Source organism: Massilia sp. 9I (assembly GCF_902506415.1).
Classification (GTDB): domain Bacteria; phylum Pseudomonadota; class Gammaproteobacteria; order Burkholderiales; family Burkholderiaceae_D; genus Telluria.
On the sequence record NZ_LR733275.1, the window covers coordinates 4021471 to 4034187 of the forward strand.

The window sequence follows — 12717 nt, forward strand, 5'->3', positions numbered from 1 at the left end:
TCACTTGTCCTGGAGACCCTGTAATGCAACCGCTCGAACTACAAAAAGTCCTGTCGCACGGCCTGCTGTCCTTCCCGATCACCGACTTCACCGCCGAACTCGACTTCGATAAAGTCGGCTACCAGAAGCGCCTCGAATGGCTGGCGCCGTACGGCGCGACCGCGCTGTTCGCCGCCGGCGGCACCGGTGAATACTTCTCGCTGCACGGCGATGAATACAGCCAGATCGTCAAGACCGCGGTCGACACCTGCGCCGGCACCGGCGTCGCGATCCTGGCAGGCTGCGGCGGCCCGACCCGCGCGGCCATCGCCCACGCACAGGAAGCCGAGCGCCAGGGCGCGCAGGGCCTGCTGCTGCTGCCGCATTACCTGACCGAATCGAACCAGGATGGCCTGATTGCCCACGTTGAAGCGGTGTGCCGCTCCGTGAAGATCGGCGTCGTGGTCTACAACCGCGCCGCCTGCCGCCTGACCCCGGAGTCGCTGGCCAAGCTGGCCGACCGCAACCCGAACCTGATCGGCTTCAAGGACGGCATCGGCGACATCGAACTGATGGTCTCGATCTACCGCAAGATGGGCGACCGCTTCAGCTACCTGGGCGGCCTGCCGACCGCTGAAGTCTACGCCGGCGCCTACAAGGCACTGGGCACCCCGGTGTACTCGTCGGCCGTGTTCAACTTCGTGCCGCAGCTGGCGATGGACTTCTACAACGCCACCGCTGCGGGCGACACCGACACCACCAACCGCCTGATCGACGATTTCTTCCTGCCATACCTGGACATCCGCAACCGCAAGGGCGGCTACGCCGTCAGCATCGTCAAGGCCGGCGCCCGCCTGGTCGGCCACGGCGCAGGTCCAGTGCGTCCTCCGCTGACCGACCTGACCGCGGAAGAAGACCAGATGCTGCTGGACCTGATCAAGAAACAAAAGAACCCGGTGTAAGCCATGACGATTACTGGTGAAATGATCATCGGCAGCCAGCTGGTCCGCGGTACCGCGGGCGAGCAGCGCGCCTACAATCCATCCACCCGCGCCGAATTCGAACCTGGCTTTGGCCAGGCCAGCGGCGCCGACGTGGAACGTGCCTGCGAACTCGCAGCCCAAGCCTTCGACCCGTACCGCGCACTGCCGCTCGAGCAGCGCGCCCGCTTCCTGGAAGCGGTGGCGGAACAGATCCTGGCCATCGGTTCGGAACTGATCGAACGCGCCCAGCAGGAAACCGGCCTGCCGCAAGCCCGCCTGGAAGGCGAACGTATGCGCACCGTGACCCAGCTGCGCCTGTTCGCCAAGGTGGTGCGCGACGGCCGCTTCCTCGGCGCGACCATCGACAGCGCGCTGCCGGAACGTACGCCGCCGCGTCCCGACCTGCGCCTGGCCAAGATCGGCCTCGGCCCGGTCGTGGTCTTCGGCGCCAGTAACTTCCCGCTGGCCTTCTCGGTCGCGGGCGGCGACACCGCATCGGCCCTGGCCGCCGGCTGCCCGGTCATCGTGAAAGCCCACGGCGCCCACCTCGGCACCTCGGAACTGGTCGGCCGCGCCGTCCAGCGCGCCGCGCAGGAGTCCGGCCTGCCGGAAGGCGTGTTCTCGATGCTGTTCGGCGACGGCCGCACCATCGGCCAGCAACTGGTCAGCCACCCGGCCATCAAGGCGGTCGGCTTCACCGGTTCGCGTGGCGGCGGCACTGCGCTGATGCGTACTGCTGCTTCGCGTCCGGAACCGATCCCGGTCTACGCCGAGATGAGCAGCGTGAACCCGGTGTTCCTGCTCCCCAAGGCGCTGGAAGAGGGTGGCGCTGCCCTGGCGAACGGCTTCGTCGATTCGCTGACGCTGGGCGTCGGCCAGTTCTGCACCAACCCGGGCCTGGTGTTCGCGGTCAAGGGCGCGGCACTGGACGCGTTCACCGCCGCGGCGACTGCCGCGCTGGCGAGCAAGGGCGCCGGCACTATGCTGACCGCCGGCATCCATGACGCCTACAACAGCGGCATCGCACGCTTCGGCGCGGCGCAGGGCCTGCGCCTGGTCGCCCAAGGCAGCACCGAGGGCGTCGGCTGCGCCGCCCAGGCCGCTCTGTACGAGGTCGATGCACTGGACTTCTTCTCGAATCCGGAGCTGCAGGACGAGATCTTCGGCCCAGCCGCCCTGGTGGTGCGCTTCGACAGCGAAGAACAGATGCTGCAGGCTGCCGAAAAGCTGCATGGCCAGCTGACCGCCACGGTGCACGCCAAACCGGCGGACCATGCGCTGGCGGCCAGGCTGCTGCCGGTCCTGGAGCGCAAGGTCGGCCGTGTGCTGTTCAACGGCTTCCCGACCGGCGTCGAGGTGTCGCATGCGATGGTCCACGGCGGCCCATTCCCGGCCACCAGCGACAGCCGCACCACCTCGGTGGGCGCGACCGCGATCGACCGCTTCCTGCGGCCTGTGTGCTACCAGAACCTGCCGGCCGATCTGCTGCCGGAGGCGCTGCGCGACGACAATCCACTCGGCCTGGCACGCGTGCTGGACGGGGACCTGAAAGTCGCGGTGTAATACCCGGGGGCGCCAAGGCGCCCCTTTTGATGATCGAAGCACCAGCCGGCGGAGACACCGGCTGTTTCACTTGAAAAGAACTGATCAATCATGAATCAGCAAGTCTTGAGCCGAAGCCTTGATAAGACCCCGGAGCTGGCCTCCACGGTCGGCAAGTACCGCTGGACCATCTGCGGTCTGCTGTTCTTCGCCACCACCATCAACTACCTCGACCGCCAGGTCCTGAGCCTGCTGGCTCCCTTGCTCACCAAGGAATTCGGCTGGTCGAACACCGACTACGCCAACATCACGGCAACCTTCCAATTCGTGTACGCGATCTCGATGCTGTTCGCCGGCCGCGTGATCGACCGCCTCGGCACCAAGCGCGCCTTCGTCCTCGCCATCGTGGTGTGGTCGATCGGCGCCATCGCACACGCTTATGCGATTGGCATCGGCACCGCCGCCAACAGCCTGTTCACCACCCTCGGCCTGGCCGCCGTGCCGGTCTCGATCATCGGCTTCATGGTCGGCCGCGCGGTGCTGGCGATCGGCGAGGCGGGCAACTTCCCGGCCGCGATCAAGGCCACCGCGGAATACTTCCCGAAGCGCGAGCGTTCCTTCGCCACCGGCATCTTCAACTCGGGCGCCAACGTCGGCGCGATCCTGGCTCCCTTGACCGTGCCGCTGATCGCCGAGTACTGGGGCTGGCAGGCCGCCTTCATCGCGGTCGGCGCGATCGGCTTCTTCTGGATGGGCCTTTGGCTGTGGCTGTACGACACGCCGGAACGCCAGAAGCGCCTCTCCGCAGGCGAACTCGCCTACATCAACAGCGACAGCACCCCGGTGGAAGCCGCTCCCGTCGCTGCGGACAAGCCGAAGGCCTCGTGGTTCAAGCTGCTCGGCTACCGCCAGACCTGGGCCTTCACCTTCGGTAAGTTCATGACCGACGGCGTGTGGTGGTTCTTCCTGTTCTGGCTGCCGAAGTACATGTCCTCGCAATACGGCCTGACCGGTCCGGAAATGGTGGTCCCGCTGGCAGTCCTGTACAGCATGACCATGGTGGGATCGATCGGCGGCGGCTGGCTGCCGACCTGGTTCATCGACCGCGGCGCCAGCATCTACCAGGGCCGCATGCGCGCCATGTTCACCATCGCCCTGTTCCCGCTGGTGGTCCTGGCCGCGCAGCCGCTCGGCACCATGGGCTACTGGTTCCCGGTGATCCTGATCGGTATCGGCGCCTCGGCCCACCAGGCCTGGTCGGCCAACCTGTTCACCACCGTGTCCGACATGTTCCCGAAACACAGCGTCGGATCCGTCGTCGGCATCGGCGGCATGGCCGGCGGCCTGGGCGGCGTCCTGATCACCAAGCTGGGCGGCTGGCTGTTCGACTACTACGGCGCCCAGGGCCACCTGGAAACCGGCTACATGATCATGTTCTCGATCTGCGCGCTGGCCTACCTGGTCGCGTGGCTGGTGATGAAGGCCCTGGTGCCGGCACACCGCGAGATCACCGACCTGTGATGGCAAGCATGGACATCCAACGCATCGCGGGCGTGCACTGCGCCACTGGTGAAAGCCCGACCTGGAACGCGCTCGAACAGGCGTGGTACTGGGTCGACATCCCGGCGCGCCGCGTGTGGCGCCTGGACCACGCCAGCGGCGAAGCGCGCCACTGGGAAGCGCCGGAGATGGTGGCATGCGTCGCCTGCGCCGACGACGGCAGCCTGGTGGCCGGCGTGGAAACGGGCGTGTTCCGCCTGGACCTTAGTGCGGACGGCAAGGCGCAAGCCACGCGCCTGGCCGCGCCGCCGCTATCCGAGCTGGGCGAAGGCATGCGCTTTAACGACGGCCGCTGCGATCGCCAGGGCCGTTTCTGGAGCGGCACCATGTTCATGGACATGGGCGCGGCGCGCGCGGTCGGCGGCCTGTATCGCTACAGCGTCGACGGCGGCCTGCACGGCCCGGTCGTGAGCAGCATGCTGACGCAGAACGGCCTGGCCTGGTCGCCGGACGGGCGCACCATGTACCTGTCGGATTCCCATCCGCAGCGCCGCATGGTGTGGGCTTTCGACTACGACATCGAGCAGGGCATCCCGCACACCAAGCGCGTGTTCCTCGATCTGACCGGGCAGAAGGGCCGCCCGGACGGCGCCGCGGTCGATGCCGACGGCTGCTACTGGACCTGTGCCAACGACGCCGGCCTGGTGCAGCGCTTCACGCCGGAAGGAAAGCTGGACCGCGAGATCGCACTGCCGATGGCCAAGCCCTCGATGTGCGCCTTCGGCGGTCCGGCGCTCGACACCTTGCTGGTGACGTCGATCGACCCCGGCGCCGGCGGAGACGCCGGATCGGTCGTGCTGCTGCGTCCGGGCGTGAGCGGCGTGGCCGAAACGCCCTTCGTGACGGGACGCGCCTGATTCGACTTTTCGGCCTGCGCACGTTAACCTGTGAGGCTAATGTGTGGAGTGTCGAGCAGAATGCAGGAACGAAGTGCTACCAAGGGGCCGCTGCCGCCGCTGCCGACCCTGGCGGCGACGCCGGAAGATGCGGCGGCCAAAAAGCTGGCCCAGGAAGAGCGTGACGCCGCCGTGCGCGGCGTCGCCTCGATCGCGGCGATGCGCGACGCCGTCAAGGAGCATGCGCGCAGCCTCTCCATTCCCTCCCAGATCCCGCGCTTCAAGCGCCTGGACGCCGCCGCCTTCGCGGCGCGCGCCATAGAAGGGCTCCCGTTCATCATCACCGGCCTGGTCGGACGCTGGCCCCTGTGCGGCCTGACGCCCGCGCAGATGCGCGAACGCTACGGCGACCTGCACGTGCGCGCCCGCGTCGGCGACTATATCCGCCAGCCCTTCCGCGCCGACCGCCCGATGCGCGACATGCTGCTCAGCGAATACCTCGACCTCGAGCCCGAGCGCATCCACGGCGCGGGCGATCCGCCTCCCTACGTGGGCAACCTCGAGCTGCGCGAACTGAACCGCCTGTGCCATTGGCCGGCCTACTTCCGCAAGATGGGGCCGCCCCGTTTCTGGCTCGGCCCCGTCGGCACCATGACGCCGCTGCATTGCGACTTCGACGACAACATCTTCGCCCAGGTCTGGGGTCGCAAGCGCATCTTCCTGGCGCCACCGCACCACGACGAGTATGTGTACGCCAGCGAAGCCAACCCGGTGCTGTTCGGCTCCCCCTTCGATCCGGAAGCGCCCGATTTCGACGCGTATCCGCTGGCGCGCCAGGCAGCGACGGTGTCCTGCGTGGTCGAACCGGGCGACATGCTCTACGTGCCGGCCGGCTGGTTCCACCAGGTGCGTGCGCTCGAATTTTCGCTGTCCTCGAACCGCTGGGCGCGCGGCGTGCCGCTGGCCTTGCATGAAGACCACCCGGTGCGGGTCCGTGCCTAGTGCACCATGCGCGCGTACTGCGTGAAGTTCTCCGCGCTCAGCGCATGCTGGTACAGGAAGCCCTGGTAGATGAAGCAGCCGGCGTCCGACAGAAACTGGCGCTGGCCGGGCGTCTCGACGCCTTCCGCGATCACCTGCAGGCCCAGGCTGTCGCCCAGCGCGATGATGGAGCGGACGATCGAGGCGTCGTTCTGGTCGGTCAGCACGTCGCGCATGAAGGACTGGTCGATCTTGAGCTGGTCGAGCGGCAGCTTGCGCAGGTAGGCCAGACTCGAGTAGCCGGTGCCGAAATCGTCGAGCGAGAAGCTGATGCCGCGCTGCTTGAGCATGCCCATGGTGCGCGCGGTCTGGGTGAAGTCGCTCACCACCAGGCTCTCGGTCAGTTCGAGCTTCAGGCTCGAAGGCTGCACGCCGGTCTCTTCGAACACGCCCTGCAGCATCGGCACGAAATCCGGTTCGATGAACTGGCTGGCGCTGACGTTGACCGACAGCGTCAGCCCGGCCATGTCGGGCCAGCGCTGCCAGCGCGCCAGTTCGGCGCAGGCGGTGCGCAGTACCCAGCGGCCGATGTCGATGATCAGGCCGCTCTCTTCGGCGGCGTGGATGAACTCCGCCGGATACAGCAGGCGGCCGTCCGGCAGGCGCCAGCGCAGCAGCGCCTCGGCGCCGATCACGCGGCTGCTGCGGTCGAGCTGCGGCTGGTAGTGCAGCACGAACTCGTTCTCGCGCAGCGCGCGCCGCATCGCGGCTTCCAGCTCGGCGCGCGCCGACCACGCGGCCTGCACCGCCGGGTCGTGGAAGCGGTAGGTGTTGCGCCCGCAGGCCTTGGCCTGGTACATCGCGGCGTCGGCCTGGCGCAGTGTCGATTCGACCGTGTCGACCGTGCCGCACATGGTCGTCACGCCGACGCTGACCGACACCGAATACATCATCTCGGCCAGCTGGAAGGGCGCGGCCATCGCCGCCACCACTTTCGCGGCGACGGTCTCGGCCTGGGCCGCCGCGCCTTCGCGCGTGTCTTCCACCGGCTGGATCAGGATCACGAACTCGTCGCCGCCCAGGCGCGCCACCATGTCGGCTTCGCGTACGCAGTGCTCGAAGCGGCGCGCCACCGCCTGCAGCAGCAGGTCGCCGGCGGCGTGGCCCTGCGAATCGTTCAGGTACTTGAAGTTGTCGAGGTCGCAGAACATCAGGGCCCCGCACTTGCGCGTGCGCGCGCTGCCCAGCAGGGCGCGGCGCAGGTGGTCGAGCAGGCTGGCGCGGTTGGGCAGGTCGGTCAGCGCATCGAAGAAGGCGAGCCGGTAGATCTTGGCTTCGTTGTGCTTGCGCTCGCTGATGTCCGTGCCGATCACCAGGATCTTTTGCAACGCGCCGGATTCGCGGTCGGCCGCCAGCAGGGTCCAGCGGGTGTCGGTCTCGATACAGACGCCGTCGCGCCGCAGGTGGCACAGCTCACCGCTCCATTCGCCGTTGGCGAGCGTGGTCTCGTAGGCGGCTTGGTAGGCCGGCATATTCTCGCATAGCAACTCGGAGAACTTCCTGCCGCGCGCCTCGGAGGCGCTCCAGCCGTACAGTCGCTCGGCGCCGTTGTTCCAGTAAATGATGCGCGAATTCAGGTCCATCGCGATGATGGCGTCGCGCGCCTGCTGCAGGTATGAAGCCTGTTCGTGGACCAGCATATTGGCGTTGCGCAGCTGGGTATAGTCGAACAGGATACCTTCCAGGATCTTGCCGGCCGCCTGGGGCGGGGACGAGCCTTGTTCGTAAACCCACTTGAGTTCGCCGTTGGCGCAGCGGATGCGGTAGGTAAGCTGGAAGGAGCGGCCCTGCTGCACCGCCATGGCGACGCCGCGCTCGACGGCGTTGCGATCGTCGGGATGGATGATGGCTGCAAAGCTGATCCCGGGCCGCGCCAGAAAGGCGGCAGCCGGGTAGCCTGTCAGCTTTTCGATGCCGCTGCTGACATATTCCATCGTCCAGTCACCGTCGTTGCGGCAACGATAGGCGGCTCCGGGCATGTTCTGGAGCAGCAGATCGAGCGACAAGGCGTGGGCGTCACCAGGCTGTCCCTCAGTGACACAGGCCCCCGTATCAGCAGGCGATTGCGGTCCGTCAAGGGCACTCATCGGGCCTCTCGAAGTGGTCTGAGTTGCGTATATATTTAGTTATGCGACGCTGGTAACTATCCTAACGCAAAAACGCACCGTATTGACGCAGTTCGATTGAAATCCGAAAAGGAATGTTGTAACGGGGCAGTGCCCGTAGAGAAAGCGCGCCGCCGGGCAGCGACGCGCAGAGGAGAATCAGAACGCGGCGATGCCGGTCTGGGCACGGCCGAGGATCAGCGCGTGGATGTCGTGGGTGCCTTCATAGGTGTTGACCACCTCGAGGTTGACCATGTGACGCACGATGCCGAACTCGTCCGAGATGCCATTGCCGCCGAGCATATCGCGTGCGGTGCGGGCAACATCCAGCGCCTTGCCGCAGGAGTTGCGCTTCATGATCGAGGTGATCTCGACCGCGGCGGTGCCTTCGTCCTTCATGCGGCCCAGGCGTAGGCAGCCCTGCAGGCCGAGGGTGATCTCGGTCTGCATGTCGGCCAGCTTCTTTTGCACCAGCTGGTTGGCGGCGAGTGGCTTGCCGAACTGCTTGCGGTCCAGCACATACTGGCGTGCGGTGTGCCAGCAGGCTTCGGCCGCGCCCAGCGCGCCCCAGGCGATGCCGTAGCGCGCCGAGTTCAGGCAGGTGAACGGGCCCTTCAGGCCGCGCACTTCCGGGAAGGCGTTCTCTTCCGGGCAGAACACTTCGTCCATGACGATTTCGCCGGTGACCGAGGCGCGCAGGCCGAACTTGCCGTGGATCGCGGGAGCGGAGAGGCCCTTCCAGCCTTTTTCGAGCACGAAGCCGCGGATCGCGCCTTCGTCGTCCTTGGCCCAGACCACGAACACGTCGGCGACCGGCGAGTTGGTGATCCACATCTTGGAGCCGCTCAGGCTGTAGCCGCCCTCGACCTTGCGTGCGCGGGTGACCATCGAGCCCGGGTCGGAGCCGTGGTTCGGCTCGGTCAGGCCGAAGCAGCCGATCCATTCGCCGGTGGCCAGTTTCGGCAGGTATTTCTGCTTGGTCGCTTCGTTGCCGAACTCGTAGATCGGCACCATCACCAGCGAGGATTGCACGCTCATCATCGAGCGGTAGCCGGAGTCGACGCGCTCGACTTCGCGCGCGATCAGGCCGTAGGCGACGTAATTCATGCCGGGGCCGCCGTACTGTTCCGGAATGGTCGGACCGAGCAGGCCGAGTTCGCCCATCTCGCGGAAGATCTCGATGTCCATGCGCTCGTGGCGGAAGGCCTCGAGGATGCGCGGCTGCAGCTTGTCCTGGCAGTAAGCGGCCGCGGCATCGCGCACCATGCGTTCGTCGTCGGTCAGCTGGCTGTTCAGCAGCAGCGGGTCGTCCCAGTGGAAGGCTGCTTTACGGGAGTGGCTCATGGATCTTCCTGTCTCGATAGGTTCTTGGTAAAAGCGCGTGCCCGTCCCTGGGCCCCGCCATAGCCTGACCATTATAGAAATGCCGCGCCACCGCATCTTTTGAATCTGCGACAGGCATTTTCATTTTTGACCGGCCGGCAAGGCGCCGATTTTATTGTGTAAATGATACAGCGTCGGCCAGGCCGGCGCTGCGCAGGCGCAGCATGTCGCGCGTGGGGGCCGAGCCGAAATGGCGCGCGTATTCGCGGCTGAACTGCGAGGGGCTGGCGTAGCCGACGCGCTGGCAGGCCAGGCCGGCATCCATGCCTGTCGACAACATCAGGCGGCGCGCTTCCTGCAAGCGCAGGGTTTTCTGGAATTGCAGCGGGCTCATCGAGGTGAGCGACTTGAAGTGCTCGTGCAGCGACGAGGGGCTCATGTGCGCCAGCTGGGCCATATCGTCGATGCGGATCGGCTGGTCGTAGTTGCGGCGGATCCAGTCAACGACACGCCCGATGCGGTGCGACTCGACGCGGCCGAGCTGGGCCAGCCGGGCGCCGAAGGGGCCGCGCAGCAGGCGCAGCACGATCTCGTCGATGGCCAGCGGCGCCAGCAGGGCCGCTTCCTCCGGCTGGCCGGCCAGGGCCATCAGGCGGGCGGCGGCGTCGACGATGGCTTCGCCCGCCTGGGCTACGTAGATGGCGCGTTTGTCCGGTACGGCCGGCACGCCGTCCGGGTAGGCCTTCAGGATCAGTTCCGCCAGGCGCGCCTGGTCGAAGTCGAGCCGGAAGGACAGGTAGGGCGCGGCCACGCTGGCCTGCCGGATCATGGCGGCGATCGGCAGGTCGAGCGAGAAGATCATCATGCGCGAGGGATCGTACTCGTAAGACTCGTCGCCCAACATGACGGTCTTGGCGCCCTGCGCCACAATGCAGAGGGCAGGGCGGTGCAGGCCGTGCACCAGTTCCGCGCTGGTGGTGGAAGCGCGGATCGCGTGCACGCCCGGGATACAGGTCTCGAAGGAACCGTCCTGCGGCGCATTGGCGACCAGCAGCCGCGCCAGCCGCGCGAGCGCGGGCAGGGCGGACTGCGTGGCCGGCTGGGCGCCGGCAAGGATGGGCAATTGGTCAGGTGAGTTCATGGCCTTGTCAAAAGGCAGGATACACCAGGCGCTCGCGCCGTTCACGCCTCATGGTCGGTCGAACGCGACAGCTCCGCCATCCCGTTCAACGAGCTGAAGCGTGCATCGAGTTCCGCATTGGCCATGGCGACGGCATCGCTGCCGGCCAGGAATTGCTTCGGCGGATTCTCCATGCCGGCCAGGCGGACCACGACGGCGGCCAGTTTCACCGGATCGCCCAGCTGCTTGCCGTGGTAGGCGCCGTAAGCGTTCTCGACCGTGCCGTGGGCGGCATAGTCCTCGATCACTTTCTGGCCGTAGCGGACCGAGCTCTGGTCGAGGAAATCGGTGCGGAAGAAGCCGGGCTCGACCGTGGTGATATTGATGCCGAACTTGGCCAGCTCCAGCGCCAGCGAAGAGGACAGGCCTTCGATCGCATACTTGGTGGCGCAGTAGACCGAGGCGCCGTCGAAGCCGGTCAGGCCCGCGATCGAGCTGATGTTGATGACGTGGCCTGCGCGCTGGCTGCGCAGGACCGGCAGGGCGGCGCGCAGCACGTGCATGACGCCGAACACGTTGACCTGGAACTGCTGCTCGATTTCCTGGGGCGACAGTTCTTCGAAGTTGCCCAGCAGCCCGTAGGCGGCGTTGTTGACGAGCACGTCGATGCGGCCGAAGCGCGCCACTGCGGCCTGGATGGCGGCCGGGGCCTGTGCCTCGCGCGAAACGTCGAGCTCGACCAGCGCGACCTGGGCCGGATCGGCTGCCGCGAAGGCGGCTTTCAGTTGTTCCAGATTGCGCCCCGCTGCAACGACGCGGTCGCCGCTGGCGATGGCTGCGTGGGCGATTTCTGCGCCGATGCCGCGGCCGGCGCCGGTGATGAACCAGACTTTGGACATGATTCTCTTCTCCATGTTGTGCCGCATAAGCGGCGTTAAGGTGAAGAGAATGGTAGGACGCGGGATGCGCCGGGACTTGCCTGAAAATCCGGACAACTGGCGCGATCGTCGCCAGCTGCATTCTGGCCGGCTTTAGCCCGTTTGACCGAATCGTCCGCCGTGGAACAGCAGCGCCGGCTGTGGGTGCACCGCGCATTCCTCGACTTCGCCCACGAAGATGACGTGGTCGCCTTCCGGATAGCGGCTGCGGTTATGGCATTCGAACCAGGCCGAGACGCCTTTCAGGATCGGCTGGCCGGTGCGTGACAGTTCGTACTCGACGCCCTCGAATGGATTGTCGGTGCGGCGCGAGAAGCGCATCGCCAGTTCCTCCTGGCCGGCGCCCAGGACGTTGATGACGTAGTGGGAGTTGCCGCTGAAGATGGGCAGGCTGTTGGCGCCGGCGCCCAGGCTCCACAGGACGAGCGGAGGCTCGAGCGAGACCGAGTTGAAGGAACTGGCGGTCAGCCCGCGGAAACTGCCGTCGGCAAGGCGCGTGGTGATGACAGTGACACCGGTGGCGAATTGCGACAAAGCGTGGCGAAAATGCGCCGAATCGAAACCGCGCGTCGTGGCGCGGGGAGCACGTGTATTCATTGGACCGCCATTATGCCACTGTCGGGCGTCCCGCCGGTTCCGCATCCCGCGTGCACTGCACAAAACCCGGCTTTGCGTTACATTAAGAACTATCAAAACTGACGAAATGTCAAAGGTGGATGCAATGAGTGAGCAAAGCGGGAGCGAGGTAGCCATCCTGGGCGGCGGATGCTTCTGGTGCCTGGAAGCGGTCTACCTGGAGGCGCGCGGCGTGACGCGCGTGGAATCGGGCTACATGGGCGGCCACGTCGACAAGCCAAGCTACGAGCAAGTGTGCGCGGGCACTACCGGCCACGCGGAGGTGGTGCGTCTGGAGTTCGATCCGTCGGTGATCAGCTACCGCGACATCCTCGAGATCTTCTTCACGATCCACGACCCAACCACGCAGGACCGCCAGGGCAACGACGTCGGTCCGCAATACCGCTCCGTGATCTTCACCACCTCGCCGGAACAGGAAGCGACCGCGCGCAAGGTGATGGCCGAAATGGCGGCGGTGTGGGATGCGCCGATCGTGACCCAGCTCTTGCCGCAGGAGACCTGGTACAAGGCTGAAGACTATCACCAGAACTATTTCGCGCAGCATCCGCTGCAGGGATATTGCGCTTTCGTGGTGGCGCCGAAGGTGGCGAAGTTTCGCAAGACCTTTACGGAGCGCTTGAAGTAGGGGTGATCTGCTCCACTGGACCAGATCAC

The 12717-nt window shown here is 66.3% G+C and carries 11 protein-coding genes; 6 read left to right on the forward strand and 5 right to left on the reverse strand.

Annotated features, from left to right (window positions below; translation table 11 throughout):
- The first annotated feature begins 23 nt into the window (after nt 1–23).
- The 5 genes from kdgD (at nt 24) to GV068_RS18010 (ending at nt 5902) form a co-directional block, all read left to right on the forward strand.
- On the forward strand, nt 24–941 hold the full coding sequence (gene kdgD / locus GV068_RS17990; RefSeq protein WP_159700831.1) for a 5-dehydro-4-deoxyglucarate dehydratase: 918 nt from the start codon (nt 24–26) through the stop codon (nt 939–941).
- Between the two features lie 3 nt (nt 942–944).
- On the forward strand, nt 945–2525 hold the full coding sequence (locus GV068_RS17995) for an aldehyde dehydrogenase (NADP(+)) (protein ID WP_159700834.1): 1581 nt from the start codon (nt 945–947) through the stop codon (nt 2523–2525).
- A gap of 90 nt (nt 2526–2615) precedes the next feature.
- Complete coding sequence (locus GV068_RS18000) at nt 2616–4025, forward strand: MFS transporter (protein WP_159700837.1); 1410 nt, start codon at nt 2616–2618, stop codon at nt 4023–4025.
- 8 nt (nt 4026–4033) lie between these two features.
- A complete protein-coding gene (locus GV068_RS18005; RefSeq protein WP_201303309.1) occupies nt 4034–4921 on the forward strand; it encodes an SMP-30/gluconolactonase/LRE family protein in 888 nt (295 codons plus the stop codon).
- Between the two features lie 60 nt (nt 4922–4981).
- A complete protein-coding gene (locus tag GV068_RS18010; protein WP_159700840.1) occupies nt 4982–5902 on the forward strand; it encodes a cupin-like domain-containing protein in 921 nt (306 codons plus the stop codon).
- Here the strand turns inward: GV068_RS18010 and GV068_RS18015 are convergent.
- The 5 genes from GV068_RS18015 to GV068_RS18035 form a co-directional block, all read right to left on the reverse strand.
- Nucleotides 5899–7875, reverse strand: a complete 1977-nt coding sequence (locus GV068_RS18015) for a bifunctional diguanylate cyclase/phosphodiesterase (RefSeq protein WP_159700843.1) — start codon at nt 7873–7875, stop codon at nt 5899–5901. The two genes, GV068_RS18010 and GV068_RS18015, sit on opposite strands and share 4 nt — an antisense overlap.
- Nucleotides 7876–8205: 330 nt before the next feature.
- Nucleotides 8206–9390: an acyl-CoA dehydrogenase gene (locus GV068_RS18020; protein WP_159700847.1), complete on the reverse strand. Its 1185-nt coding sequence runs from the start codon at nt 9388–9390 to the stop codon at nt 8206–8208.
- Between the two features lie 151 nt (nt 9391–9541).
- Nucleotides 9542–10510, reverse strand: a complete 969-nt coding sequence (locus GV068_RS18025) for an AraC family transcriptional regulator (protein ID WP_159700850.1) — start codon at nt 10508–10510, stop codon at nt 9542–9544.
- Nucleotides 10511–10551: 41 nt separating this feature from the next.
- Nucleotides 10552–11388, reverse strand: coding sequence for an SDR family NAD(P)-dependent oxidoreductase (locus tag GV068_RS18030; RefSeq protein ID WP_159700853.1), 837 nt, complete (start codon nt 11386–11388; stop codon nt 10552–10554).
- Between the two features lie 132 nt (nt 11389–11520).
- Complete coding sequence (locus tag GV068_RS18035; protein WP_159700856.1) at nt 11521–12024, reverse strand: flavin reductase family protein; 504 nt, start codon at nt 12022–12024, stop codon at nt 11521–11523.
- Nucleotides 12025–12148: 124 nt separating this feature from the next.
- On the opposite strand from GV068_RS18035, the gene msrA reads away from it, so the two are divergent.
- The gene (gene msrA, locus GV068_RS18040) at nt 12149–12688 is read left to right on the forward strand and encodes a peptide-methionine (S)-S-oxide reductase MsrA (RefSeq protein ID WP_159700859.1); all 540 of its coding nucleotides are present in this window, start codon (nt 12149–12151) and stop codon (nt 12686–12688) included.
- Nucleotides 12689–12717: the final 29 nt, after the last annotated feature.

Excerpts from the sequence above, each read along its gene's own strand:
- kdgD (WP_159700831.1), top strand. The coding sequence starts at position 24 with ATGCAACCGCTCGAACTACAAAAAGTCCTGTCGCACGGCCTGCTGTCC.
- GV068_RS17995 (WP_159700834.1), top strand. The coding sequence starts at position 945 with ATGACGATTACTGGTGAAATGATCATCGGCAGCCAGCTGGTCCGCGGT.
- GV068_RS18000 (WP_159700837.1), top strand. The coding sequence starts at position 2,616 with ATGAATCAGCAAGTCTTGAGCCGAAGCCTTGATAAGACCCCGGAGCTG.
- GV068_RS18005 (WP_201303309.1), top strand. The coding sequence starts at position 4,034 with ATGGACATCCAACGCATCGCGGGCGTGCACTGCGCCACTGGTGAAAGC.
- GV068_RS18010 (WP_159700840.1), top strand. The coding sequence starts at position 4,982 with ATGCAGGAACGAAGTGCTACCAAGGGGCCGCTGCCGCCGCTGCCGACC.
- GV068_RS18015 (WP_159700843.1), bottom strand. The coding sequence starts at position 7,875 with ATGGAATATGTCAGCAGCGGCATCGAAAAGCTGACAGGCTACCCGGCT.
- GV068_RS18020 (WP_159700847.1), bottom strand. The coding sequence starts at position 9,390 with ATGAGCCACTCCCGTAAAGCAGCCTTCCACTGGGACGACCCGCTGCTG.
- GV068_RS18025 (WP_159700850.1), bottom strand. The coding sequence starts at position 10,510 with ATGAACTCACCTGACCAATTGCCCATCCTTGCCGGCGCCCAGCCGGCC.
- GV068_RS18030 (WP_159700853.1), bottom strand. The coding sequence starts at position 11,388 with ATGTCCAAAGTCTGGTTCATCACCGGCGCCGGCCGCGGCATCGGCGCA.
- GV068_RS18035 (WP_159700856.1), bottom strand. The coding sequence starts at position 12,024 with ATGAATACACGTGCTCCCCGCGCCACGACGCGCGGTTTCGATTCGGCG.
- msrA (WP_159700859.1), top strand. The coding sequence starts at position 12,149 with ATGAGTGAGCAAAGCGGGAGCGAGGTAGCCATCCTGGGCGGCGGATGC.